The following is a 21,502-nucleotide window of genomic DNA, read 5'->3' as shown; positions in this document are numbered from 1 at the left end:
CTGGCGGGTGTGGCGGTGCCGCGCCGCTGACCGGACCTGCACCACTCACCAAGCGGCGCGACGTCAGAGATGCCTCGCTCGGCCGCGAGTACTCGGTGGCTGACGGACCGGGTTGGTGAGTGCGCCACGTCCGCCCAGGCCGAGACCCACGGGCCGGCCGCCCGGCCCAGGCTGGGGAGGACCTTCCACCCGATCCGGGATCGATCCGGGACGAGATCCTCCCCATCCCAGCGGCAACGCTAGAACACGGCCGACTGCCCGGACGCGCTGGAGGCGAACGAACCACCCACCCACGGATACGTCAGAAGTCAGCGCTGGGGCTGGTTGTTGGAGGTGAGGTCGGCGTAAGCGGTGACGAGGGCCGCCGAATCCTTTTCCCAGTTGAGTTCTGCGGCGGCGGAGCGGACTCCGTCGGCGTAGGTGGTGTAGTTCTCGATCAGGGTTCGGACGGCCGCGGTCAACGACGGCGCGTTGCCGGGCTCGTACAAGGTGCCGAGCTTGTACTGGGTCACCACGGCGCGCATCTCGGGGAGGTCGGCGGCGACGACCGGGACGCCGGCGCGGACGGCGTGGAAGAGTTTGTTGGGGAGCGCTAGCCGGTGGTTCTCGCAGGTGTTGGTGAGCGTGACCAGCGAGATGCCGTACGAGCGGAGTGTGTCGTCGACTTCGTCGATCGAGCGTTCCGCCACCGTCTCCACCGGGCCCAGATCCAAGCGGTAGTTGGGATCCACCGACCCCATCAGGACCGTGCGGAACGGCGCGAGCTCACGCGCGGCCGCGACCACGGTCGGCAGATCCCGGCCGGCACCGACGCGACCGGCGTACAAGAGACCCTCGGGCCGATCTAGCGGCGGTGGCACCTCGTCCGGCTTCGGGAACGTGTTGCGTACGACGCGGACGTCCGGCAATCCCCGGGAACGCAGCCGAGCCGCGATCCCATCGGACACGGTGATGACGAGCCGAGCCTTCGATGCAAGCGAAACCTCGAAGCGACGCCCACGGGCACGCCAGAGCGGCGTCGGCCGACCCGGCAGGGCGCGGTCGAACCACAGCTCATGGGTGTCGTAGACCAATTTCGCCGACCACTTCTCGGCGTACTCCGCGGCGAGCTCGAGCGTGTTGAAGTCATGCGCGTGCACGACGTCGAACGGTCCCGCGGCGGCCACTCGAGGAGCCGCCGCGACGCGCCACTGCTTCTCGGTCCGGTTCCGGTGCTCGGGCAGCAGCAGCCACCGGCCGAACCGCTGCACCAGCACCTTCGGCCCGCTCCGGCCGTGGCCGACCGCAAGACCGCCGTTGCCGGTCCGCAGCCCGGCCGAGCGTGACACGGACTCGACCGTGATGCCCGGACCGACCTCGAAGCCTTCCGGAACATCCCGGCCGATCACATGCAGCACGTGACCGGCCGCGGCCAGCGCCGTCGCCTCCCGCAGGATGCGCGAGTCCCCGGCGATCGGGGACTGCGCGATCATCAGAATCCGCACTACTTGCCGCCGGCCTCGAGCTCGTTGTTGACGAACGGCAGCAGAACCTCCACCGACCGGTGCCCGTCATGCAGCTCACGGACGTATTCCGGCCCGGCGTCGGCGATCTTGCGGGCCGTGTCGCGCTCGGCGACCAGCCGCTCGATCACCTCCGACAGGTCGTCCGGGGTCGCCTCCGCGATCGGCAGGCCGGTCGGCAGCAGGTCGCGGACGGGGTCCGCGATGTGCCCGACGGTGACCCGCCCGGCCGCCATCGCCTCGCACGCGAAGACGCCGTACGAGCCGAGCAGCAGCTGGTCGACCACGATGTCGGCGCTCTTCACCATCTCGGCCAACTCGGAGTGCGGGACACCCTGCACACGCTGGTACTCGATCAGCCCCCGCGCATCCAGGTCCGTCAGCACGGGGTCGACGTACGCCGAGCCCTTCAGAGCCGACGCCGACGGCGCGTGCAGCACCACCGGCACCTCACGCTCGAGCACCGGCTGGGTCGACGCGAACTCCCCGACGTCCACGGTCAGCGGCAGCCAGATGCCGTCCTCGACGAACTCCAGCAGGTCCGGCGTGGTGACGAAGATCGGGCCTTCGTACCCGTCCAGGTGCTTGCGCATCAGGTCGTTCGCCGACTGCAGTCGAGAGGTCAGCTCGTCATCCGGGTTGCGGAACGGCGACCACCGGTACCGCGCCCGGTGCTGCGCGGGATCGCGGATCTCCGACCCGTGGAAGACGAGGCCGTGCTTGATGCCCGCCTGGTCCAGCATCGGTACGTCGTTCGTCCACATCTGCCCGCGCTGCTGGCCGAACATCGGCCGGCCGGCCTCGAACAGCACGTGGGTGACCTCGCGCAACGCGTACGCCGTCAGCTCCAGCTGCCAGCGCAGGTCGGACCGGTACTGCCGGTACGTCCCGGTGCGGTGCACGCGGAAGTCGAACGCGCCGCTGCCCGTGGTCAGCGACTCGGCCTTGAGATCCGGCACCTCACGTTCGAGCGCGGTCGCCCACAGCCACGCCTGACCGGCACTGTTGACCGGGCCGAGCAACAGCCGCCGCTGCTTCTTGATCACGCGGCCGCCCGGCTGGACGACCTCCAGCGACCGGCCGACCAACTCGCCGTACACGCCGCGCAGCTTGGCCGCCTGCCCGGCCCAGGACACCTCCTGCTGGTAGCCGGGATCGGCCACCCGCTCGCGGTAGGTGTCGATGTCGCCGAGGACCGTGCGGACCTTCGACGCGAGATCGTGCGCGTCCGCCGCGACGAACACCTCGCCGATCCGGACCCGGTCGACGAACTCCTTCATGCTCGGCATGTCGCTGACCACCACCGGGAGCCCGGCGAAGGCGTACTCGAACAGCTTGTTCGGCAGCGACATCTCGTGGCTCGGGTAGCGCAGAATCGGGATCAGCCCGACGTCCGCGGTCCGCAGGAACGCGACCACCTCGTCCGGCTTCACCGGGTCGATGCAATGCAACCGGTCCTGAACCTCGAGCGCCACGGCCTGTGCCTGCAGGTCGCGTACGGCGTCGGTCGCGACACCGGGCACGCACACGACTGCCAGATGCACGTTCGGCAGGTCGACCAACGCCTGCACGGCGGTCTGGATGCCCCGCGCCTTCGTGACGCCACCGCTGTAGACCAGCAGCGGTACTTCGGAGGCCAGACCGAGCCGGGTGCGGATGTCCGGTACCTCGACCGACACGTCCGCCGGATTCGGCGTGTTCATGATCACGGTGGGCTCGTGGTCGAGCTTGTGCTCGCGCTGCAACCGTTGAGCGATCGCCGGGCTGACGGTGATCACCCGGTCCGCGTCGTTGATGTACTCACGCTCGTGGTTGGCCCAGGCCGCGATCGAGCGCCGGGTCCGAGCGCCGTACCGGGACAGGCCGGCGACGTACTCGTGCGCGTCGTACACGACCTTGAGGTCCTTGCCGCGCAGCTTCGCGCGGCCGGCGGCGCGGGTGGCGACACCGATCACGTGCATGTCGTGCGCGTGCACCACATCGGGCTCGAGGCGGTCGATCAGGTCGCCGAACGCGATCTCCAGGTCCAGCGCCTCGGGGTGCAGCTTGCGCCACGGCGCCGGCCAGCCCAGCCGGTGGATCACCCCGTCGTACGCGCGCCACCCGAACTTGAACGGTCCGTCGGCCGTGTTGCCGACGCCCTTGCGCACCCAGGTCGCCTTCTTCGCGCCCTGCCAGCGCGACCGGCGCAGCAGCCGGGTGGCCACGCCGAGCTTGAACTTGACCGGATTGCCCTTGCCCGCCTTGGCGCGCGCGATCGCATGCCCGGAGTCGGCCTTCAGCTCTTTCAGCTCGGCCTGGATCCGCTGGCTGCGGGCGACGTACGTCGATCGGTACCTGTACCCCACCAACGGCGGCCGCCAGTCCCGGCGCGCGGTGCGGCTGCGTTTCCGCTCCTCCCGCAGGGAGAACGGCACCGCCACCCGGACGATCAGCGCACCGTCGAGCAGCTCCCTCGACGGCAGGCCGCTGTCCGAGACCCCGAGCACAGTCACCTCTGCTCCGGTCTCGGCCAGTGCTGCGGCCTCTTTGCGGACCCTACTGTCGTTGGTGACGTCGTTGGCGACCATCATCACGACCCGCAGGTCGGCAGTTGTCACTGGCTGACCGACCTTCCGATCACAATCCGGCGGACGCCCGCCCAGCGGGCCGGGTCGGTCCGGTCACGGCCGTCGACGAGCACCTGCACGCCCGGCAGCTCGGCCGGGGTCAGCTGCGCGTACTCGGCGTGGTCCGCCTGCAGCACCGCAGCGTCCACCGGCGTCCCCAGCGCGTACGGCGTGAAGCCGAGCTGCTGGAGTTCCTCGTCGGCGTACAGCGGGTCGTGCACGGACACCTCCGCGCCTCGGGCCTTCAGCGCCTCCACAGCCGGGAAGACCCCGGAGAACGCGGTCTCCTTGACACCACCACGGTACGCCGCACCGAGCACGACCACCTTGGCTCCGGTCAGATCGCCGTACGCGCCCTCGAGCAGGCCGACGGTGTACTCCGGCATGCCGAGGTTCGCCTCGCGGGCGGCGCGGACAACGGTTGCCTCCGGGTCGGTCCACAGGTACAGCCGCGGGTAGACCGGGATGCAGTGGCCGCCGACCGCGATACCGGGCCGGTGGATGTGGCTGTAGGGCTGCGAGTTCGACGCCTCAATCACCTGGTGCACGTCGATGCCGTTCTGGCCGGCGAACCGGGCGAACTGGTTCGCCAAGCCGATGTTGACGTCGCGATAGGTGGTCTCGGCCAGCTTCGCCAGCTCGGCCGCCTCGGCCGAACCCAGGTCCCAGACGCCGTTGGCGCGCTCCAGGTCCGGACGCTCGTCGAAGTCCAGCACGGCCTCGTAGAACGCGGTGGCGCGCTTGGCGCCCTCCTCGGACAGACCGCCGACCAGCTTCGGGTACTTGCGCAGGTCCGCGAAGACGCGGCCGGTCAGGACGCGCTCCGGCGAGAACACCAGGTGGAAGTCCTGGCCCTCGGTCAGGCCGGAGACCTCCTCCAGCAGCGGCTTCCACCGGTTCCGGGTGGTACCGACCGGCAGGGTGGTCTCGTAGCTGACCAGGGTGCCCGGGCTGAGGTGCTCGGCCAGCGAGCGGGTCGCGCTCTCCATCCAGCCGAACTCCGGCTCACCGGTGTTCTCGTCGACGAACAGCGGCACGACCAGCACCACCGCGTCACTGCCGGGGATGGCGTCCGCGTAGTCCGTGGTCGCCCGCAGGCGGCCGTCGGCCACGGTCTCGGCGAGCAACTCGGCCAGGTGGGCCTCACCCGGGAAGGGCTCCTGCCCGGCGTTCACCTGCTCGACCGTCTTCGGGTTGATGTCGACACCGACGACCTGATGACCCTTGGCCGCGAACTGGACCGCCAGCGGCAGTCCGATCTTGCCTAAGGCAACAACACTGACACGCACAGGAACTCCACTAGGTAGTGATTCTTCATCGGGGGCCTCGCAACTTCCGTTCCATCGGGCGCTCGACGAACTTGTAGAGCAGCCACGAGGCGAAGATCGAGATGATCAGGACTCCGGCGTACCAGGTCAGGTTGGACCAGCCGATCGGCCCGGCCACACCGTGGTACTCCTTGATCGCGTACAGGATGGTCGCGTGGATGAGGTAGAACGCGTACGACCACTGGCCGAGTGCGACCAGCGGCCTGCTGCGCAGCAGGGATCGGCCACCGCGCATGTCCCGGGACGCGACGGCCAGGATCAGGAATCCGTACAGCAGCGTGAGAATTTCCTTCTGGCACAGGCCCATGGTGATCGCGAACGGCACCTTCGCCGGGTGCGAGCCGGAGTACCACAGCAGGAGCAGCCCGCCGATGGTCACCCCGAACGCGAACCAGACCGGGATCCGCGGCTTCCAGCCGGACCGCAGCGCGATCGCCAAGCCGATGCCGAACAGGAACGCGACCGAGTGCAGGACCGGTTGCGGTAGCACCGGTACGACGTCCTTGTAATGGAACAAGGCCAGTCGATAGGCCCCGCCGAGCCCGATCACCGCGACACACAGGATCAGGCCACCGGCGGTCTTCAGCGTCCGCGTGGCCCGCCAGACGAACGGGAAGTACGCGTAGAAGAACGCCTCCACCGACAACGTCCACCCGGCCGGGTTGCCGCCGTACAGAATGTCCGGGTTGTTCGACCAGCCGTGCAGCAGGAACACCGACAGCACCAGCACGGTGACCGAGATCGGCTTGATCCAGGACATCCCCGCCGGCGGGTCGACCCGGTAGAAGACGAAGAACGCCAGGAGCAAGGTGAACAGGTACAGCGGGACGATCCGGGCGAACCGGCGCCGGTAGAAGGTCCGGATCTTCGTCCCCGGCTGGGCCGACCAGGTCAGCACGAAACCCGACAGCACGAAAAAGAACGTCACCCCGGACGTGCCGTACTTCAGGAAGCGGAAGATCGGCAGCGGCGCCAGGTTGGTCATGTGGTGGCAGAACACGAAGAACGCCGCCCACCAACGCAAACCAGTGAGCGACTCCACCCGCGGCAACCGTCCCGTCGGGGAGGCCGGCGGCGGGCCGGACTCCCCTGGGAACACACTGACAGGCGCGCCGCGTGGCGGGGTCGCCACGTCGGCCGCCAGTGTCGGCGGCTGCTGCTGGTCTTCTTCGGCGGCCTTCGTCATGTGGTTACTCCGCTAGGGCGGCGACAACCCGGCCGGCGGCCTGGCCATCGCCATAGGGCATTGGGCGATCCCCCGCGGGAGCCGGCCGGGCGGCCAGCTCGGGCAACTTGCTCACATCTGACGTGAGGACGTTCCAGCCGTCCTCCAGCGTCTCCACCCACTCGGTCTCGGTGCGCAGCGTCGTGCACACCCGGCCGAGCAGGAAGGCTTCCTTCTGCAGACCCCCGGAGTCGGTCACCACACCGGCCGAGCCGAGCACGGCCGCGACCATCTCCGGGTAGGCCAGCGGCTCCCGGACGTGCAGCGAACCGTCCGGACGCTCCAGCTTGATCCCGTACTGCGCGCACTTGGCCACCAGCCGCGGGTGCGCGAGCAGCAGCACCGGTACGCCGGCCGCAGCGAGACCGTCGACGATCGCGGCCAGCCGGGCCGGGTCGTCGGTGTTCTCGGCGCGGTGGATCGTCGAGACGACGTACTCGCCACGCTTGAACGGCAGGTCCAGCGGCTTGTCCTGCACCGCGTCGCGGACCCGGAAGCACACATCCGTCATCACGTCGCCGACCAGCCGGGCCCTGTCCTTCAGGCCCTCGTTGGCCAGGTGGTCCATCGCCACCTGGGTCGGGGCGAGCAGGATGTCGGCGGCGTGATCGGTCAGGACCCGGTTGTGCTCCTCCGGCATCCGCCGGTTGAACGACCGCAGCCCGGCCTCCAGGTGCGCCACCGGCAGGTGCATCTTCACCGCCGACAGTGTCCCGGCCAGCGTCGAGTTGGTGTCGCCGTACACGAGCACCCAGTCCGGCTGGTGCTCGTCCAGTACGGCGTCCATCGCGGCCAGCATGGCACCGGTCTGGACCCCGTGGCTGCCGGACCCGACGCCCAGGTGGACGTCGGGCGCCGGGATGCGCAGGTCGGCGAAGAACACGTCGGACATGTTCTTGTCGTAGTGCTGCCCGGTGTGCACGATCACGTGCTGGTGGTCGGTGGCGGCGAACGCCTCCGCCACCGGGGCCAGCTTCACGAACTGTGGGCGAGCCCCGACGACACTCAGGACCTTCATGACTGGGCGGACTCCCCGGCGACCTGGATCGTGCGGTCCTCGGCGGCGGACTGGATCACGGCCTCGGCCACCTTGACGGTGGTCAGACCCTGCTGCAGCGTGACGATGTCGGCTTCCTTGCCGAGCACGGCGTCACGGAACGCCTCGTGCTCGGTGCGGAGCGGCTCCGGCTTGCTGATCGCGTACCGGATCATGTCACCCTCGCTGACACCGCGGAAGTGCGCGACGTCGTCCCAGGCGGTGGCGACGGTGCCGTTGGCGTGGAAGGACAGGTCGGCCGTCAGCGTGTCGGCGATGAACGCGCCCTTCTCACCGGTGACGACGGTGAGCCGCTCCTTCATCGGCGACAGCCAGTTGACCAGGTGGCTGGTCACGGTGCCGTCGGCCAGCTTGCCGGTCACGGCGATCAGGTCCTCGTACTGCCGGCCGGACTTGTGCGCGCTCTGCGCGGACACGGTGACGAACGGCGACTGGGTCACCCACGCGGTCAGGTCGATGTCGTGGGTGGCCAGGTCGAGCACCACGCCGACGTCGGCGATCCGGGATGGGAACGGGCCCTGGCGACGGGTGGTGATCTGGTAGATGTCACCCAGCTCACCGTTCTCCAGCCGCACCCGCAGCGCCTGCAGCGCCGGGTTGTACCGCTCGATGTGACCGACCGCGCCGACCACACCGGAGGCCTCGAACGCCTTGGCGATCTCGGTCGCCTCGGACGAGGAACCGGCCAGCGGCTTCTCGATCATCGCGTGCACGCCGGCCTCGGCCAGCGCCTTCGCGATCTCGGCGTGGTACTGGGTCGGCACCGCGACCATGCAGTAGTCGATGCCCTCGGCAATCAACTGCTCGATCGTCTCGTGCACCGGACGACCGCCGGCCACGCCGAACTTGTCACCACCCGGGTCGGCGACGGCGACCAGGTCGACGCCGTCGAGGGAGGCCAGCACGCGGGCGTGGTGCCGGCCCATCATGCCCAGGCCGATCAGGCCGGCTCGCAGGTTCGCCATCTCACGCGCCAGCCTTCGCCACGGTGTTCACCGCGGCCACGATCCGGTTCAGGTCGTCCTCGGACAGCGAGGGGTGGACCGGCAGCGAGAGCACCTCGGCCGCGGCCTTCTCGGTCTCCGGCAGGTCCAGCTCACGCTTGAACGACGGCAGCCGGTGGTTCGGGATCGGGTAGTAGACGCCGCAGCCGACGCCGTACTCGGTGCGCAGCGCGTTCGCGAAGCCGTCGCGGTCCTCGGTCACCCGGATCGTGTACTGGTGGTACACGTGGGTCGCCTCGGCGGCGACCGCCGGGATGCCGACACCCTGCAGGTTCGCGTCCAGGAAGGCCGCGTTCTCCTGCCGCTGCTTGGTCCAGCCGGCCAGCTTGCCCAGCTGCACCCGGCCGATCGCGGCGTGCAGGTCGGTCATCCGGTTGTTCAGGCCGACGACCTCGTTCTCGTACTGCTTGAGCATGCCCTGGTTGCGGAAGAGCCGCATCCGGCGCTCGAGGTCGGCGTTCGCGACCGAGTTCATGCCGCCCTCACCGGACGTCATGTTCTTGGTCGGGTAGAGGCTGAACATCGCGAACTCGCCGAAGGTGCCGACCTGCGCGCCGTTCCAGGTCGCGCCGTGAGCCTGCGCGGCGTCCTCGTAGATCTGGATGCCGTGCTTGTCGGCGATCGCCTGCAGGGCGGTCATGTTCGCCGGGTGACCGAACAGGTGCACCGGCATGACGGCCTTGGTCTTCTCGGTGATCGCGGCCTCGACCGCGGCCGGGTCCAGGCAGAAGTACGTCGGCTCGACGTCGGCGAACACCGGGGTGGCGCCGGTCAGCGCGACGCTGTTCGCGGTCGCGGCGAAGGTGAAGGACGGAACGATGACCTCGTCACCCGGTCCGACGCCCGCGGCCAGCAGACCGAGGTGCAGGCCTGACGTGCCCGAGTTCGTCGCGACGCACGCACGGCCGGAGACCAGCGCTGCGCCGAACTCCTGCTCGAACGCCGCCACCTCGGGGCCCTGGGCCAGCATGCCGGACTGCATGACACGGTCGACGGCCTCGCGCTCCTCCTTCCCGATGATCGGCTTCGCGGCCGGAATCGGCTGCACCATCAGTTCTCCTCCATGTCTTCACCGGCCGGCCGCAGCCGTCCGTCGGTTTCGATGTATGTCTCGCCCGTGTTCGGGCACTTCCACTCGCCGTTCCCGACGTCGAGCAGCGGAACTCCGGCCTTGCCGACCCACTTGAGCCGGCGGGCCGGAACGCCTGCGACCAGCGCGAAGTCTGGCACGTCCTTGGTGACCACCGCACCCGCGGCGACGGTGGCCCAGCGACCGATGGTGACCGGCGCCACGCAGACGCTGCGCGCCCCCAGCGAGCAGCCTTCCTTCATGGTCACGCCGACCGGTTCCCAGTCGTGCCCGCTCTTCGGTGAACCGTCCGGGTTCACCGCGCGCGGGAAGTAGTCGTTGGTGAGCACCACGGCAGGTCCGATGAACACGCCGTCCTCGAGCGAGGCGGGCTCGTAGACCAGGGCGTAGTTCTGGATCTTGCAGTTGTCGCCCATCCGGACCCCGGTCCCGACATAGGCGCCGCGGCCGACAATGCAGTTCTTCCCCAGGACCGCGTTCTCGCGGATCTGGGCCAGGTGCCAGACCGACGAACCGTCGCCGATCTGGGCGCTGTCGTCGACGTCGGCCGAGGGCGCGATGCGGGACGTCACAAGATCTCCTTCGCAATGAGCCAGCTGGTGAGTGCCTGGGCCGAGCGGCGTCCGTCGTGCAGCTCCGCCACGAAGCCGGGGCCGGCGGCCGCCCGCTCGGCGGCGGCGTCACGATCGGCGATCAGGCCGGTCACGACGTCACCCAGGGTGTCGGGATCCGCCTCCACGATCGGCACCTCTCGCCCCGTCAGACTACGCACCCGGTGGCGCACCGCGTCACCGACGTACGAAACCACGATCCGCCCGGCGGCCAGGGCTTCGGCGGCCGCCACGCCGTACAGGCCGATCCGGAGTTGGTCGACAACGATGTCGGCGTCGCCGATGACGCCCGGCATCCGATCGTGGGCGACTCCGGTGATGCGCCGGTACTCGATCTGACCGCTCTGGTGCAGACCGGTTAGGACGGCGTCGATCTCCTCGGTGCCCTTGAGCTTCGCGTTCGACGGAACGTGCGCGATCACGGGCTTCTCGCCGGAGAACAGCGGGCGAGCGGCCTGCCGCCACGGCGCCGGGTCGATCGCGACCGGGAGCCACTGCGCGTCCGGTACGTCGTCCAGCAGGTCGACCGTGGACACGAAGACCGGCAGGCCGAGGCTGTCGATCAGCTCGGCATGCCGGCGGGCCTGCTTCTCCAGGCGCTCGGTCAGTTCGTCGCCCGGGGTGAACGGAGACCACTGCTCACGCTTCGCGTGCCGACTGGGCAGGCGGATGTCGGAGCCATGGAACAGCAGGGACACGTTGATGCCCTGGTCAAGCATCGTGGCGATGTCGGCCGCCGCGTCCGGGTAGCCGCGGGAGCCCAGGATCGGCCGCAGCGACTCGATCATCACGTGCGAGTACGACGCCAGCACGTGCTGCTGCTGTGCGCGCTGCCAGCGAGGCTGGCCGAACCACGCGAGCGGTACGCCGTAGTCGTTCTGGAACTGGAACTGGCCCTTGCGGTGCAAGGAGAACGAGACGGCGTCGACGTCAGCCAGGGTCTTGGCGGCCTGTGCCCAGGCGTGCCCCTGCCCGGCGGAGTTGGTCGGTCCGACCAGCATCCGCACTCGCGTCGTCGCCACCGGCGGAAAGGCCGGCAGTTGCGCGTACGAGTACCGCAAGCCCCGCAGGCGCCGCCGGACCGCTCCCGCGGTCCGGGCAAGTGGCGCCGGCAGGTGCTCGCGAATCGAACGCGTCACCGTCATCGTGTCACCCATTACCTGCCGGAGCCTTCAGCTTTTCCGGCGCAGCCTTCAGCTTTTCGGGCGCAGCCTTCAACTGATCCAGCTCCCGCCGGGCCGCCGGAATCCCCAGCACGACCGGCGTACTCGCCCGGCGCTGGCCCAGATTCCACCCGGCCCAGATCGCGCCCGCATCCAGCGCGACCACCACATCAGCCTTCTCGATCGTCGCCATCACATCCCGGCGACTCAGCACCCGGCCCCAATACGTCTTCCCCAGATCCTTGCTGGCCCGATTCCCCCGCAGGAACTTCACCGGCGCCGACGTCTTAATTGCCTTAGGCAACATCCGCCCAGCCACCTTCCGAGCCTTCCGCGCCCGCCAGGCCACAGCCTTCCGCACTCGCTTGATCCCAGTCGGTTTGGGTTTCGGGGCGGGTGCGGGCTGGGGTTCTGGTGCGGCTGCGGCTACTTCGGCGGCGGCAGGTGCGACCTCGGCCTCGTCGGCAACCACAGCTTCCGGCTCGGCGACCGCCTCCGGCGCGATGACCGCGTCGGGTGCTTCGTCGGTGGGGTCGGCGACCGGCTCCGGTGTGGGAGCAACTGGCATCCGGCCCGGCCCGATGAGGGTGAAGGTGTGGACCTTGTCGGCGACAGGGCCGGCGGGGGCTACCCAGCCGACGACGTCGAGGGTGATCTCGGCGTTGCCGAGGTCCTCGCGGACGGTGTCGAAGTACGTGGGTGGCAACCGGCGCGTGCTGAGCAGGACGACGTTCTTCATGCCGCCACCCCCTTCACGGCCACGGCCAGCGCTTCGATCCGCGGATCCAGCTGCAGATCACGCCGGTACGACGCACCGAACTCGCGCGCCTTCGCCCGGATCCCCTCGTCGGCCGTCCGGGCAGCGTGCGCGGCCTCGGTCAGCGCCGCCGCGATCGCCTCGGGCGTCACCTCCGACACCGGGAACCACAGTGGATGACCCCGCAGTACGTCGGACGCCGCGTTCTCCGGGTCGTGCACCGACACGACCGGCAATCCGGTCGCCAGGTACTCGAACACCTTGCCGCTCGTCACGTACCGCCCCTTGCCGAGCATCAGCAGCTGGACGTCGAACTCGTCGTACGCCTTGGCGATCTCCGCCTTGCCGACCGGCCCCTCGTAGCTGACCCCGTCCTCGGACGCGCTGTTGATCGTGCCGAGCATGTCCGCGCGCGGCTGCGCGTAGTACCCGAGGTAACCGTGGATCTTGGCCTTCGCGCCGGCCAGCTCCTCCGACGACGAGCGCGCGAGCTGCCAGCCCTCGACGAACTCGGCCAGCGGCACCTTCGGCGACACGGTCCCGACGTACCCGAAGACCAGCGGCCGGTCGGTCACCGGGCCACGGTCGCGGGTGTCCGGCACCAGGTCGGGGTCGAAGCCGTTGGCGACGGTGTGCATCTTCGCGGCCTGCGCCGGGTAGAGCTTCTCGTGCCACTCCTTGATCGGGTCGTTCACGAACCAGACCTCGCGAGCGGACTCGACCAGCTTCTTCTCCCACTTGGCCGCCCGGCTGTTCGGCTCGTGCAGCCGGTCACCGGTGAACACGTCCAACAGCCACGCGTCCCGGTAGTCCATCACGTACTGGACGCCGTGCTTCTTGTGCAGGTGGTACGCGGCGGTGAACGCGACGTGCGGGTTCGCGGTGGCGACCGTCAGGTCGACCTTGTGCGCCTGGTGGATGCGCTCCGCGGCCTTCTCGATGATCGAGCGCCACGGCCCGTACCCGGTCTCCGGGAACGGGATCTGGTCCTGCTTCGTGCGCCACTTGCTCCACAGCTTCGGGTTGGAGGCCCGGCGCTTGGACCACTTGCGCAGGTCGGCTTCCAGGATCGGCCACTCGAACGGGACCCGGACGACCTCGATGGACGGGTCGATCCGCTCCTCGAGGGTCAGGTCGGCGCCGGTGAACCGATGGAAGGTTTCGCGGTCGGCCGTCAGCACGGTCACCTTCCAGCCGAGCGCGGCGAACCGGTTGGCCGTGGCCAGGGCCCGGTAGACACCGCCACCTCGGCAGGGCGGATAGCCCCAGGCGACGTACAGCATGTGTGGGCGGTCGGTCATGCCCTTCCTCTCAGCAGGTTCAGGCTCTTAGCAGGTTGAGAATCGCGTCGGCCAGTTCGTCGTACGGCGTGGTCGCGGGCAGATGGTCAGCCGCCCACTGCAGCGCGTGGTCACGCAGCTTCTCCAGCTCGCCGGGATCCGCGGACCAGCGCCGCAGGGTCTCGGACGCCTCCGCCACCGACTCCACCAGGACTCCGCCACCGGACTCCTCGATCACCCTGGTCTGCCGGGGCAGGCGGGTGGACAGCACGGGAAGACCGCTGGCGAGGTACTCGTAGATCTTGGACGGCATCGCCTCCACGAACGCCGGCGTCGGCTGCAGCATCGCCAGGCTCGCCCAGGCTCCCTGGGTGAGCCGCCACGACTCGGCCGGTGGCTGGCGTCCGTGCAGCCGGACCCGGCCGGCCAGGTCGGACTGCCCGATCCGGGCTTCGAGCCGGTCCCGGTCCGACGGTGCGACCGGGCCGATCAGGTCGAGAGACCAGTCCGGGGCCGCGGCGACGGTCTCGACCATGTCGAACAATCCACGGCTGGCCCGCAGGTCCCCGACGTACACCGCGCGCGGTGAGCCGGACGGCGGCGTCGGGGCCAGGAACGGGATGTACGGCAGGTTCTGCACGACCAGCCGCTGCTTCGCCTCGTGCGGGGCGAGGTGCGAGTCGGCGACGACGGTGAGGTCGGCGCCGGCGGCCAGCTTGGAGCTGGCCCGGACGATCAGCCGGGCGGGCAGACCGGCCGGGCCCTTGGCCCAGGCGCGATCGGCGAGCAGCCGGGTGTAGTCCTCGTGCACGTCGGCGACCATCTTGCGCCGCCGGACGGTGGTGACGAACCGGGTGATCGGGATCATGTCCGGATCGACCGTCATCACCACCTTGGCGTTGGTCCGCCACGGCAGTACGGCGGTCCGCGCCAGCCGCTGGACCAGGTTGCCCCGCGGTCCGGCGTGGATCGTGGCGCCCGCGGGCCCACCGGCCGGCTCACCGAGACCCCAGAGCTCGACGCTGAGGTCCCGGTGCTGCAGCGCCGCGGTGATCTTGTGCAGGCGCGCGTCAGCGACGTCATGACCGGTCGTGATGATCCCCACGTCCGGCGCCGTGCTGCGTGACATCGTCAGAGGTCCTCGAGAGAAACGGCTTCTGCTTCGCCGACCTGCAGGAACTTCGTGTAGGCCTGGATCACCTCGTCCGGCTCGCCCCGCATCATCAGCTTGCCCTTGTGCAACCAGATGCAGTCGTTGCACATCTCGCGGACACTGCTCATCGCGTGGCTGACCAGGAACATGGTCCGGCTGTTCGTGACCAGTTCCGACATCTTGGCCGCGGCCTTGGTCTTGAACGACGCGTCACCGGCGGACAGCGCCTCGTCGATCAGCAGGATGTCCGGATCCATGTGCACGGCCACGGAGAACGCGAGCCGGCTGAACATGCCGGACGAGTATGTCCGCATCGGCATCTCCATGAAGTCGCCGAGCTCGGCGAACTCGGCGATCTCCTCGTACCGCGCCTCGATCTCCTTGCGGCTCAGACCGGCCGCGAGTCCACCCAGTACGACGTTCTCCTTGCCGGACAGCGCCGCGTTGAAGCCGACGCCCAGTGACAGCAGGGTGGAGACCCGGCCGTGCACCTCGATCCGGCCCGAGGTCGGCGGCAGGATGCCGGCGACCGCGCGCATCAGCGTCGACTTGCCGGCGCCGTTCGCGCCGATGATGCCGATGGTGGTGCCGTGGTTGACGTCGAAGGAGACGTTCTGCACGGCCTTGACCTCGCGGACCGCGCGCTCGCCGCGACCGAACCGGACGATCGCGCTCTTGAAGGTGGGTACCCGCTCGAACGTGGTCCGGTAGGTGATGGACACGTCCTGCACCTTGACCGCCGGCATACCCGACGTGCTCTTCTGCATCGGCTTCTTCTCGGTCTCAGAGACGGACAACGAACTCACGCTCCCTCGACATGAAGAACAACGAGCCCACCACGAAGGCAAGGATGGCCCAGAACCCGGCACCGGCCCACATCTGCCACTTCGGGATGTCACCGCGCACCAGGAGGTCGGTCCAGCCGCCGAGCAGCGGATACAGCGGGTTGTACTGAATGAAGCCCTTGAACTTGGCCGGGGCCTGCTCGGCGAACCAGAGCACCGGCGACATGTAGAGCCAGATCCGCACGAAGTACGGCAGGAAGCTCGTGGTGTCGCGGAAGTACACCTGCAGGGCGGCGAAGATCATGCCCATGCCGGCGGCGAAGATCGTCAGCATGATCAGGAAGGCCGGGGCCAGCAGCATCGGCCAGCGCAGCGGCTGACGCATCGCCAGGTGGATACCGAAGTACACGACCAGGGTCGGCAGGAACCGGTGGAATGCCGTCCGCACCGCGGACAGCGGCAGGAGCATCCGCGGGAACGACTGGTTCATCAGTAGCTTGCCGCCACCGACCACGCTGGCCGCACCGGCGGTCATCGCACCGGAGAAGTAGTAGAAGGCGAACAGGCCGCCACACATGTGGGCGAACCGCTCCGCGGCACCGACCCTCGAGGCACCGCCGGCGATGATGTCGGTCAGCAGGTAGTACACCAAGGCGAGCAGCAGCGGGTTCAGGACCAGCCACACCTGTCCGAAGAAGGTGTTGGTGTTGGCCGCCCGGATGTTCGTCCGGGACATCTCGGCCGCGAACTCCCGGCGCTGCCACAGTGCCTTGAAGTAAGGACGCAGCGCCGGTAGGCCGACCTTGTGCGGTTCGTACACGTGCACCGACGGGTTGAACTCCTCGTCGACGCTAGTCGCGTTCATTCAGGCGACGCCTCTCTCTGCCGGAAGTCGAGTCTCTGTGGCCGATCACCTGGGTTTCGGCGGTTGCCGCCCGGTACGACGGCGGGCCACGCAGACCGGGAAGCAGAGTAGCGGATCTGCTCACACGCCGACGACACAGTGGTCCTCCATAGTGAGCAACGACGTACAGACGGCTACCGAACGTCGCACGCCACTATGCCCACAACGCCAGAGTCGTCCTCCGCCGATCGTTACCCGGAATATACATTTGACAGCCATCGACGGCCAAAACGCCTTCCAGCGCAACGGAAACGGCGCAGCGACCATGCTCACCGTCCGCCGGGGCGAACGACAGTGCACAAGGTCAAATCGCGGTCAATTCACCAGTACGACGCTACCCGCGCCCGGGAAGTTGTCGTGACATGTCCCACCCAGCCCCACGACCCGGTCATGGGGCCGCCCGACCTGGACTGAGGAGCGTAGGGAGCCCGGTCATGGGGCCTCCCGGCCTGGACTGAGGAGCGTAGGGAGCCCGGTCATGGGGCCTCCCGGCCTGGACTGAGGAGCGTAGGGAGCGAAGCGACTGGAGCGACGAGGGAAGGGCGGGAGTACAAGCCCCATGACCCGCCGCGCCGGAGGCGTGGCCAAGGGCACAGCGACCGGAGCGACGAGGGAAGGTCGGGCGTAAAGCCCCATGACCGCGCCGAGCCGGAGGCGAGGCCAAAAATCACTGTGGGACCCCAGGAGGTGCTTCCTGGCCGGGGCGAGCCGGGCGGCGGACCTGATGTCCCCGCTCCCCATGGACAGCCTCACCATCCACGGAGCTCCGCTCGGCACCTCCCGGGGCCTCACACGCGATCCAGGGACCCGTCCGCGGTGGGCGGAGGCGGAGCGGGCACGCGCCGGATCGGCCGGCACGATGACCAGGGCGGCGGTCATCGCACCTTGGGCTCGTCCCCAGACGTGCTGCGATCGCCGACAGGTGCGCGCAGCAGATGTGGGGACGGGCCCGAGGCCGGCGGAAGGCAGCGCGGCCCGGCATCCCTGCAAAGATGCCAGGGCGGGTGCGCTGGGGACGGCAGCACCGATGCGAACCGCGGTACGGGGCGGAACCGGTCGCATCGGGCTCTCCTCCTCATCGGCCTCACGATGGAGATGCACAGTTTGTACACCCTCCGGCACAGCCGGTGATGGCACGGGAGTGCGAGGGCACCGATGCGCCGGGATCGAGACCCAACCGAAACGGGCTCCGCTGACGTAGCAGCGAACTCAGGCCAGAATTGGAACAGCAGCCCGGCGGCGCTCAGGTGGTCCGTCGCCGGGCTGCTGGACCTCAATTCTCGCTCACAACTGCGCGGAAATGGTGGCCAGATGGTGACACGGCACAAGAATGCTGACAGGACAACAAATATCGCTAGGCGCATTCACGACGACACGGACAGTGCGATCGGCGCTGGATCGGCCGTCTTATTCTGGAGGGACGGTTGCCGACGGTGACAGCATTCGGAAGGGAGGGGAAGTTGTGAGCACAACGGACACGGAGCGTGCCGACCATCTCAAGGTGCTCGGACTCACTGACGACGAGATCAAGGTCTACCAGCACCTGCTGCGGACCGGTCCGTCGTCGATCACCGAACTGGACGAGGCGGTCCCCGATCGGTCGGCGAGCATCGATTCGACGCTCGGCGGGCTGGTCCAGGCGGGCCTGGCCCGACGGTCCGGATCGGACCGTTCCCGCTTCCTGCCGGTGCCCCCGGACGCCGGTCTGGAGGCGATGACGCTGCGGCGCGAGTCGGAGCTGAAGCAGGCCCGGATCGAGGTCCTGAACGCGTACGACGAGTTCCGCCGGACCGTGCACAACGAGTCGACCACGCACCTGATCGAAGTGGTCACCGGCAGCGCGATCATCGAGCGGATCCACCAGATCAAGGGCGGTGCGCAGCGGGAGATCCTGGCCATCGACTCCCCGCCGTACTACATCGGCGGCCCGAACCAGGAGGAGATCGAGCACCTCAAGCGCGGCATCTCGTACCGGGTCGTGTATTCGCCCGAATCGGTCGAGGTGCCCGGGTATCTGACCGAGAACATCCTCCCGTGTGTGGAGGCCGGTGAGCAGGCCCGGGTGCTGCCCGACGTACCGGCGAAGCTGACCATCATCGACGCGTCGATCGCGTTCGTGTCGATGTCGGTGCGCGACACCGATGTGAACCGGTCGCTGCTGATCATCCGGCCGAGCAGCCTGCTGACCGCGTTGATCGGCATGTTCGAGCTCTGCTGGCGCAACGCGCTGCCGCTGCACGCCTCGGTCGGCACCGAGGACGACCGGCTCGAACCGATCGAGCGCCGGCTGCTGGCCCTGCTCGCGACCGGCGCCGCGGACGACACCATCGCCCGCACGCTGGGCATCAGCCGGCGGACGTTCTTCCGCTATCTCGAGCGCCTGATGAACCGCACCGGCGCCAGCACCCGCTTCCAGCTCGCGTTGCACGCAGCCCGGGAGAACTGGCTCTAGCAGTTGCCGAAGACAACAAAGGGCTCCCACTCGGGAGCCCTTTGTTTGTTGGGAGATTCAGGCCTTGGCGGCGGTGAACTCCTTGGCGACGACCTCGGCGATCTGGGCCGTGTTCAGGGCCGCACCCTTGCGCAGGTTGTCGCCGCAGACGAACAGCTCGAGCGCGTTCGGGTCGTCCAGCGACTTGCGGATCCGGCCGACCCAGGTCGGGTCGGTGCCGACCACGTCGGCCGGGGTCGGGAACTCACCTTCGGCCGGGTTGTCGAACAGCAGCACGCCCGGGGCGTCCCGCAGTACCTCCCGGGCGCCGTCGGCGTCCACCTCCTGGACGAACCGCGCGTGCACCGACAGCGAGTGCGTGGTGATGACCGGGACGCGGACACAGGTCGCGGAGACCTTCAGATCCGGCAGCCCGAGGATCTTGCGCGACTCGTTGCGGACCTTCAGCTCCTCCGACGACCAGCCGTCGTCCTTCAGCGAGCCGGCCCACGGTACGACGTTCAGCGCCAGCGGGGCCGGGAACGGGCCGAGATCGTTGCCGATCACCCGGCGGACGTCGCCCGGCGTGGTGCCGAGGTCGCGATTGCCGGCGACCTTCGTCAGCTGGTCGTAGAGCGCGTCGATGCCGTCCTGACCGGCCCCGGAGGCGGCCTGGTACGACGCGACCACGAGCTGCTCGAGCTCGTAGCGGTGGTGCAGCGCACCCATCGCGACGATCATCGACAGCGTCGTGCAGTTGGGGTTGGAGATGATCCCCTTCGGCCGGTTCCGGGCCGCTTCGGCGTTCACCTCGGGCACCACCAGCGGGACGTCCGGGTCCATCCGGAACGCGCCGGAGTTGTCCACCACGACGGCGCCCTTGGCGGCCGCGATCGGCGCCCAGTGCGCGGACACGTCGTCCGGTACGTCGAACATCGCCACGTCGACGCCGTCGAAGGCGTCCTCGCTGATCGCGACGACCTCGACCTCCTCGCCGCGGACCTTCAGCCGTTTGCCCGCGGAGCGCTCGGACGCGATCAGCCGGATCTCTCCCCAGACGTTCTCCCGGGTCGAGAGCAGGGCCAGCATCACCGACCCGACGGCGCCGGTCGCCCCGACCACCGCCAGCGAGGGCAGGCCCGCCCGGTCTTCGGTCTCGTGATCCAAAGCGCTCACAGGTGTCACCGTCCAGTTCCTCCGTACACGACAGCTTGGGTGTGCTCGTCGTCCAGGTCGAATGCAGTGTGCGCCGCTGTGACGGCTGCGTCTACAAGGTTCTCGTCGATCACCACCGAGATCCTGATCTCCGACGTCGAGATCATCTCGATGTTCACGCCTGCGTCGGCGAGCGCGGAGAAGAATTTCGCCGACACGCCCGGGTGCGAGCGCATGCCGACGCCGATCACCGACACCTTGCCGATCTGGTCGTCGTACAGCAACTGCTCGTAGCCCACTTCGTCCTTCATCCGGGCCAGCGCGGACATCGCCCGGGCGCCGTCGGCGCGGGGCAGCGTGAACGAGATGTCGGTGCGGTTGGTGGCCACGGCCGACACGTTCTGCACGATCATGTCGATGTTGGTCTCGGCGCCGGCGACCGTCTCGAAGATCCGGGCGGCCTCACCAGGCTTGTCGGGCACGCCGACCACGGTGATCTTGGCCTCGCCGCGGTCGTGGGCAACGCCGGAGATGATCGCCTGTTCCATCTGATCCAGTTCCTTCGCATCGACGACCCAGGTGCCTTCCTTCTGCGAGAAGGAGGAGCGCACATGGACAGGGACGTTGTAGCGCCGCGCGTACTCGACGCAACGCAGGTGCAGCACCTTGGCGCCGCAGGCAGCCATCTCGAGCATCTCTTCGTAGGAGATCTTCGGGATCTGCCTCGCGGCCGGCACGATCCGCGGGTCCGCGGTGAAGATGCCGTCCACGTCGGTGTAGATCTCGCAGTAGTCGGCCTCCAGCGCGGCGGCCAGCGCGACCGCGGTGGTGTCGGAGGCGCCGCGGCCCATCGTGGTGATGTCCTTGGTGTCCTGGGCGACGCCCTGGAAACCGGCCACGATCGCGATGTGGCCCTCGCCCAGCGCTCCCTCGATCCGGCCCGGCGTGATGTCGATGATGCGCGCGTTGCCGTGCGCGGACGTGGTGATCACGCCGGCCTGCGAGCCGGTGAAGCTTCGCGCCTCGTAGCCCAGGTTCGCGATCGCCATCGCCAGCAGCGCGGCGGAGATCCGCTCACCCGAGGTGAGCAGCATGTCCAGCTCGCGCGGCGGGGGCAGCGGAGAGACCTGCTGGGCCAGGTCCATCAATTCGTCGGTGGTGTCGCCCATGGCGGAGATGACCACCACCACGTCGTTCCCGGCCTTCTTCGTCGCGACGATCCGTTGGGCCACGCGCTTGATGCCATCGGCGTCGGCGACCGAAGAACCGCCGTACTTGTGTACGACGCGTCCCACAGCTGACTCTCCTCAAACCACTGGTTGCGGTACGCCGTGCGGCGTTGCACCAGGCGTAGTCGTTTCCGGGTCATTCTAGCCGTGACCTGCTCGTTGCCTACCGGCTGACCAGCACCTGGGCGCACAGCACTTGATACCTTCCGCACCCCACCG

17 protein-coding genes are annotated in these 21,502 nt (G+C 68.8%); 1 reads left to right on the top strand and 16 read right to left on the bottom strand.

Annotation, left to right across the window (positions count from 1 at the left end):
• Positions 1–308: 308 nt before the first annotated feature.
• Genes OG558_RS13775 through OG558_RS13710 form a run of 14 tightly spaced genes read right to left on the bottom strand, consistent with a single transcriptional unit; the run spans position 309 to position 16,429 of the window.
• The gene (locus tag OG558_RS13775) at positions 309–1,472 is read right to left on the bottom strand and encodes a glycosyltransferase (protein ID WP_405070590.1); all 1,164 of its coding nucleotides are present in this window, start codon (positions 1,470–1,472) and stop codon (positions 309–311) included.
• 11 nt (positions 1,473–1,483) lie between these two features.
• Positions 1,484–4,102 carry a glycosyltransferase family 4 protein gene (locus tag OG558_RS13770; RefSeq protein ID WP_405070589.1) on the bottom strand — a complete coding sequence of 873 codons (2,619 nt, stop codon included), beginning with the start codon at positions 4,100–4,102 and terminating at the stop codon, positions 1,484–1,486.
• Entirely contained in the window at positions 4,099–5,400 is a 1,302-nt protein-coding gene (locus tag OG558_RS13765) for a nucleotide sugar dehydrogenase (RefSeq protein WP_329483606.1), read from the bottom strand. The genes OG558_RS13770 and OG558_RS13765 overlap by 4 nt, the downstream gene beginning before the upstream one ends.
• A gap of 25 nt (positions 5,401–5,425) precedes the next feature.
• Positions 5,426–6,625, bottom strand: a complete 1,200-nt coding sequence (locus OG558_RS13760) for an acyltransferase family protein (RefSeq protein ID WP_405070588.1) — start codon at positions 6,623–6,625, stop codon at positions 5,426–5,428.
• A 4-nt stretch (positions 6,626–6,629) separates the two neighbouring features.
• Positions 6,630–7,682: a non-hydrolyzing UDP-N-acetylglucosamine 2-epimerase gene (gene wecB, locus OG558_RS13755; protein WP_405070587.1), complete on the bottom strand. Its 1,053-nt coding sequence runs from the start codon at positions 7,680–7,682 to the stop codon at positions 6,630–6,632.
• Positions 7,679–8,686, bottom strand: coding sequence for a Gfo/Idh/MocA family protein (locus OG558_RS13750; RefSeq protein WP_405070586.1), 1,008 nt, complete (start codon positions 8,684–8,686; stop codon positions 7,679–7,681). Before OG558_RS13750 ends, wecB begins: the two co-directional genes overlap by 4 nt.
• Position 8,687: 1 nt before the next feature.
• On the bottom strand, positions 8,688–9,779 hold the full coding sequence (locus tag OG558_RS13745; protein ID WP_329484826.1) for a DegT/DnrJ/EryC1/StrS family aminotransferase: 1,092 nt from the start codon (positions 9,777–9,779) through the stop codon (positions 8,688–8,690).
• Complete coding sequence (locus tag OG558_RS13740) at positions 9,776–10,387, bottom strand: acyltransferase (RefSeq protein ID WP_405070585.1); 612 nt, start codon at positions 10,385–10,387, stop codon at positions 9,776–9,778. The genes OG558_RS13745 and OG558_RS13740 overlap by 4 nt, the downstream gene beginning before the upstream one ends.
• Positions 10,384–11,571, bottom strand: coding sequence for a hypothetical protein (locus OG558_RS13735; RefSeq protein WP_405070584.1), 1,188 nt, complete (start codon positions 11,569–11,571; stop codon positions 10,384–10,386). Before OG558_RS13735 ends, OG558_RS13740 begins: the two co-directional genes overlap by 4 nt.
• Before the next feature lie 4 nt (positions 11,572–11,575).
• Entirely contained in the window at positions 11,576–12,328 is a 753-nt protein-coding gene (locus OG558_RS13730; RefSeq protein ID WP_405070583.1) for a hypothetical protein, read from the bottom strand.
• The gene (locus OG558_RS13725) at positions 12,325–13,647 is read right to left on the bottom strand and encodes a glycosyltransferase (RefSeq protein ID WP_405070581.1); all 1,323 of its coding nucleotides are present in this window, start codon (positions 13,645–13,647) and stop codon (positions 12,325–12,327) included. Before OG558_RS13725 ends, OG558_RS13730 begins: the two co-directional genes overlap by 4 nt.
• A 19-nt stretch (positions 13,648–13,666) precedes the next feature.
• Positions 13,667–14,755, bottom strand: a complete 1,089-nt coding sequence (locus OG558_RS13720) for a glycosyltransferase (protein ID WP_329483598.1) — start codon at positions 14,753–14,755, stop codon at positions 13,667–13,669.
• Between the two features lie 2 nt (positions 14,756–14,757).
• Entirely contained in the window at positions 14,758–15,576 is an 819-nt protein-coding gene (locus OG558_RS13715; protein ID WP_329483597.1) for an ABC transporter ATP-binding protein, read from the bottom strand.
• Positions 15,563–16,429 (bottom strand): ABC transporter permease, encoded by an 867-nt coding sequence (locus tag OG558_RS13710; RefSeq protein WP_405070580.1) that lies wholly within the window; start codon positions 16,427–16,429, stop codon positions 15,563–15,565. Before OG558_RS13710 ends, OG558_RS13715 begins: the two co-directional genes overlap by 14 nt.
• 1,501 nt (positions 16,430–17,930) lie before the next feature.
• Between OG558_RS13710 and OG558_RS13705 the strand changes: the two genes are divergently transcribed.
• Positions 17,931–18,920 (top strand): helix-turn-helix domain-containing protein, encoded by a 990-nt coding sequence (locus OG558_RS13705; RefSeq protein ID WP_329483595.1) that lies wholly within the window; start codon positions 17,931–17,933, stop codon positions 18,918–18,920.
• Positions 18,921–18,977: 57 nt separating this feature from the next.
• On the opposite strand, the gene OG558_RS13700 is transcribed toward OG558_RS13705, so the two are convergent.
• Both OG558_RS13700 and OG558_RS13695 read right to left on the bottom strand, forming a co-directional pair.
• Positions 18,978–20,075, bottom strand: coding sequence for an aspartate-semialdehyde dehydrogenase (locus OG558_RS13700; protein WP_405070578.1), 1,098 nt, complete (start codon positions 20,073–20,075; stop codon positions 18,978–18,980).
• Between the two features lie 5 nt (positions 20,076–20,080).
• Positions 20,081–21,349, bottom strand: coding sequence for an aspartate kinase (locus tag OG558_RS13695; protein ID WP_329483592.1), 1,269 nt, complete (start codon positions 21,347–21,349; stop codon positions 20,081–20,083).
• Between the last annotated feature and the right edge of the window lie 153 nt (positions 21,350–21,502).

This window comes from Kribbella sp. NBC_01510 (assembly GCF_045040325.1).
Taxonomy (GTDB): Bacteria; Actinomycetota; Actinomycetes; order Propionibacteriales; family Kribbellaceae; genus Kribbella.
This window is presented reverse-complemented; position numbering and strand designations above follow the sequence as displayed.

Excerpts from the sequence above, each read along its gene's own strand:
- OG558_RS13750 (WP_405070586.1), bottom strand. The coding sequence starts at position 8,686 with ATGGCGAACCTGCGAGCCGGCCTGATCGGCCTGGGCATGATGGGCCGG.
- OG558_RS13775 (WP_405070590.1), bottom strand. The coding sequence starts at position 1,472 with ATGATCGCGCAGTCCCCGATCGCCGGGGACTCGCGCATCCTGCGGGAG.
- OG558_RS13735 (WP_405070584.1), bottom strand. The coding sequence starts at position 11,571 with ATGACGGTGACGCGTTCGATTCGCGAGCACCTGCCGGCGCCACTTGCC.
- OG558_RS13725 (WP_405070581.1), bottom strand. The coding sequence starts at position 13,647 with ATGACCGACCGCCCACACATGCTGTACGTCGCCTGGGGCTATCCGCCC.
- OG558_RS13760 (WP_405070588.1), bottom strand. The coding sequence starts at position 6,625 with ATGACGAAGGCCGCCGAAGAAGACCAGCAGCAGCCGCCGACACTGGCG.
- wecB (WP_405070587.1), bottom strand. The coding sequence starts at position 7,682 with ATGAAGGTCCTGAGTGTCGTCGGGGCTCGCCCACAGTTCGTGAAGCTG.
- OG558_RS13730 (WP_405070583.1), bottom strand. The coding sequence starts at position 12,328 with ATGAAGAACGTCGTCCTGCTCAGCACGCGCCGGTTGCCACCCACGTAC.
- OG558_RS13710 (WP_405070580.1), bottom strand. The coding sequence starts at position 16,429 with ATGAACGCGACTAGCGTCGACGAGGAGTTCAACCCGTCGGTGCACGTG.
- OG558_RS13720 (WP_329483598.1), bottom strand. The coding sequence starts at position 14,755 with ATGTCACGCAGCACGGCGCCGGACGTGGGGATCATCACGACCGGTCAT.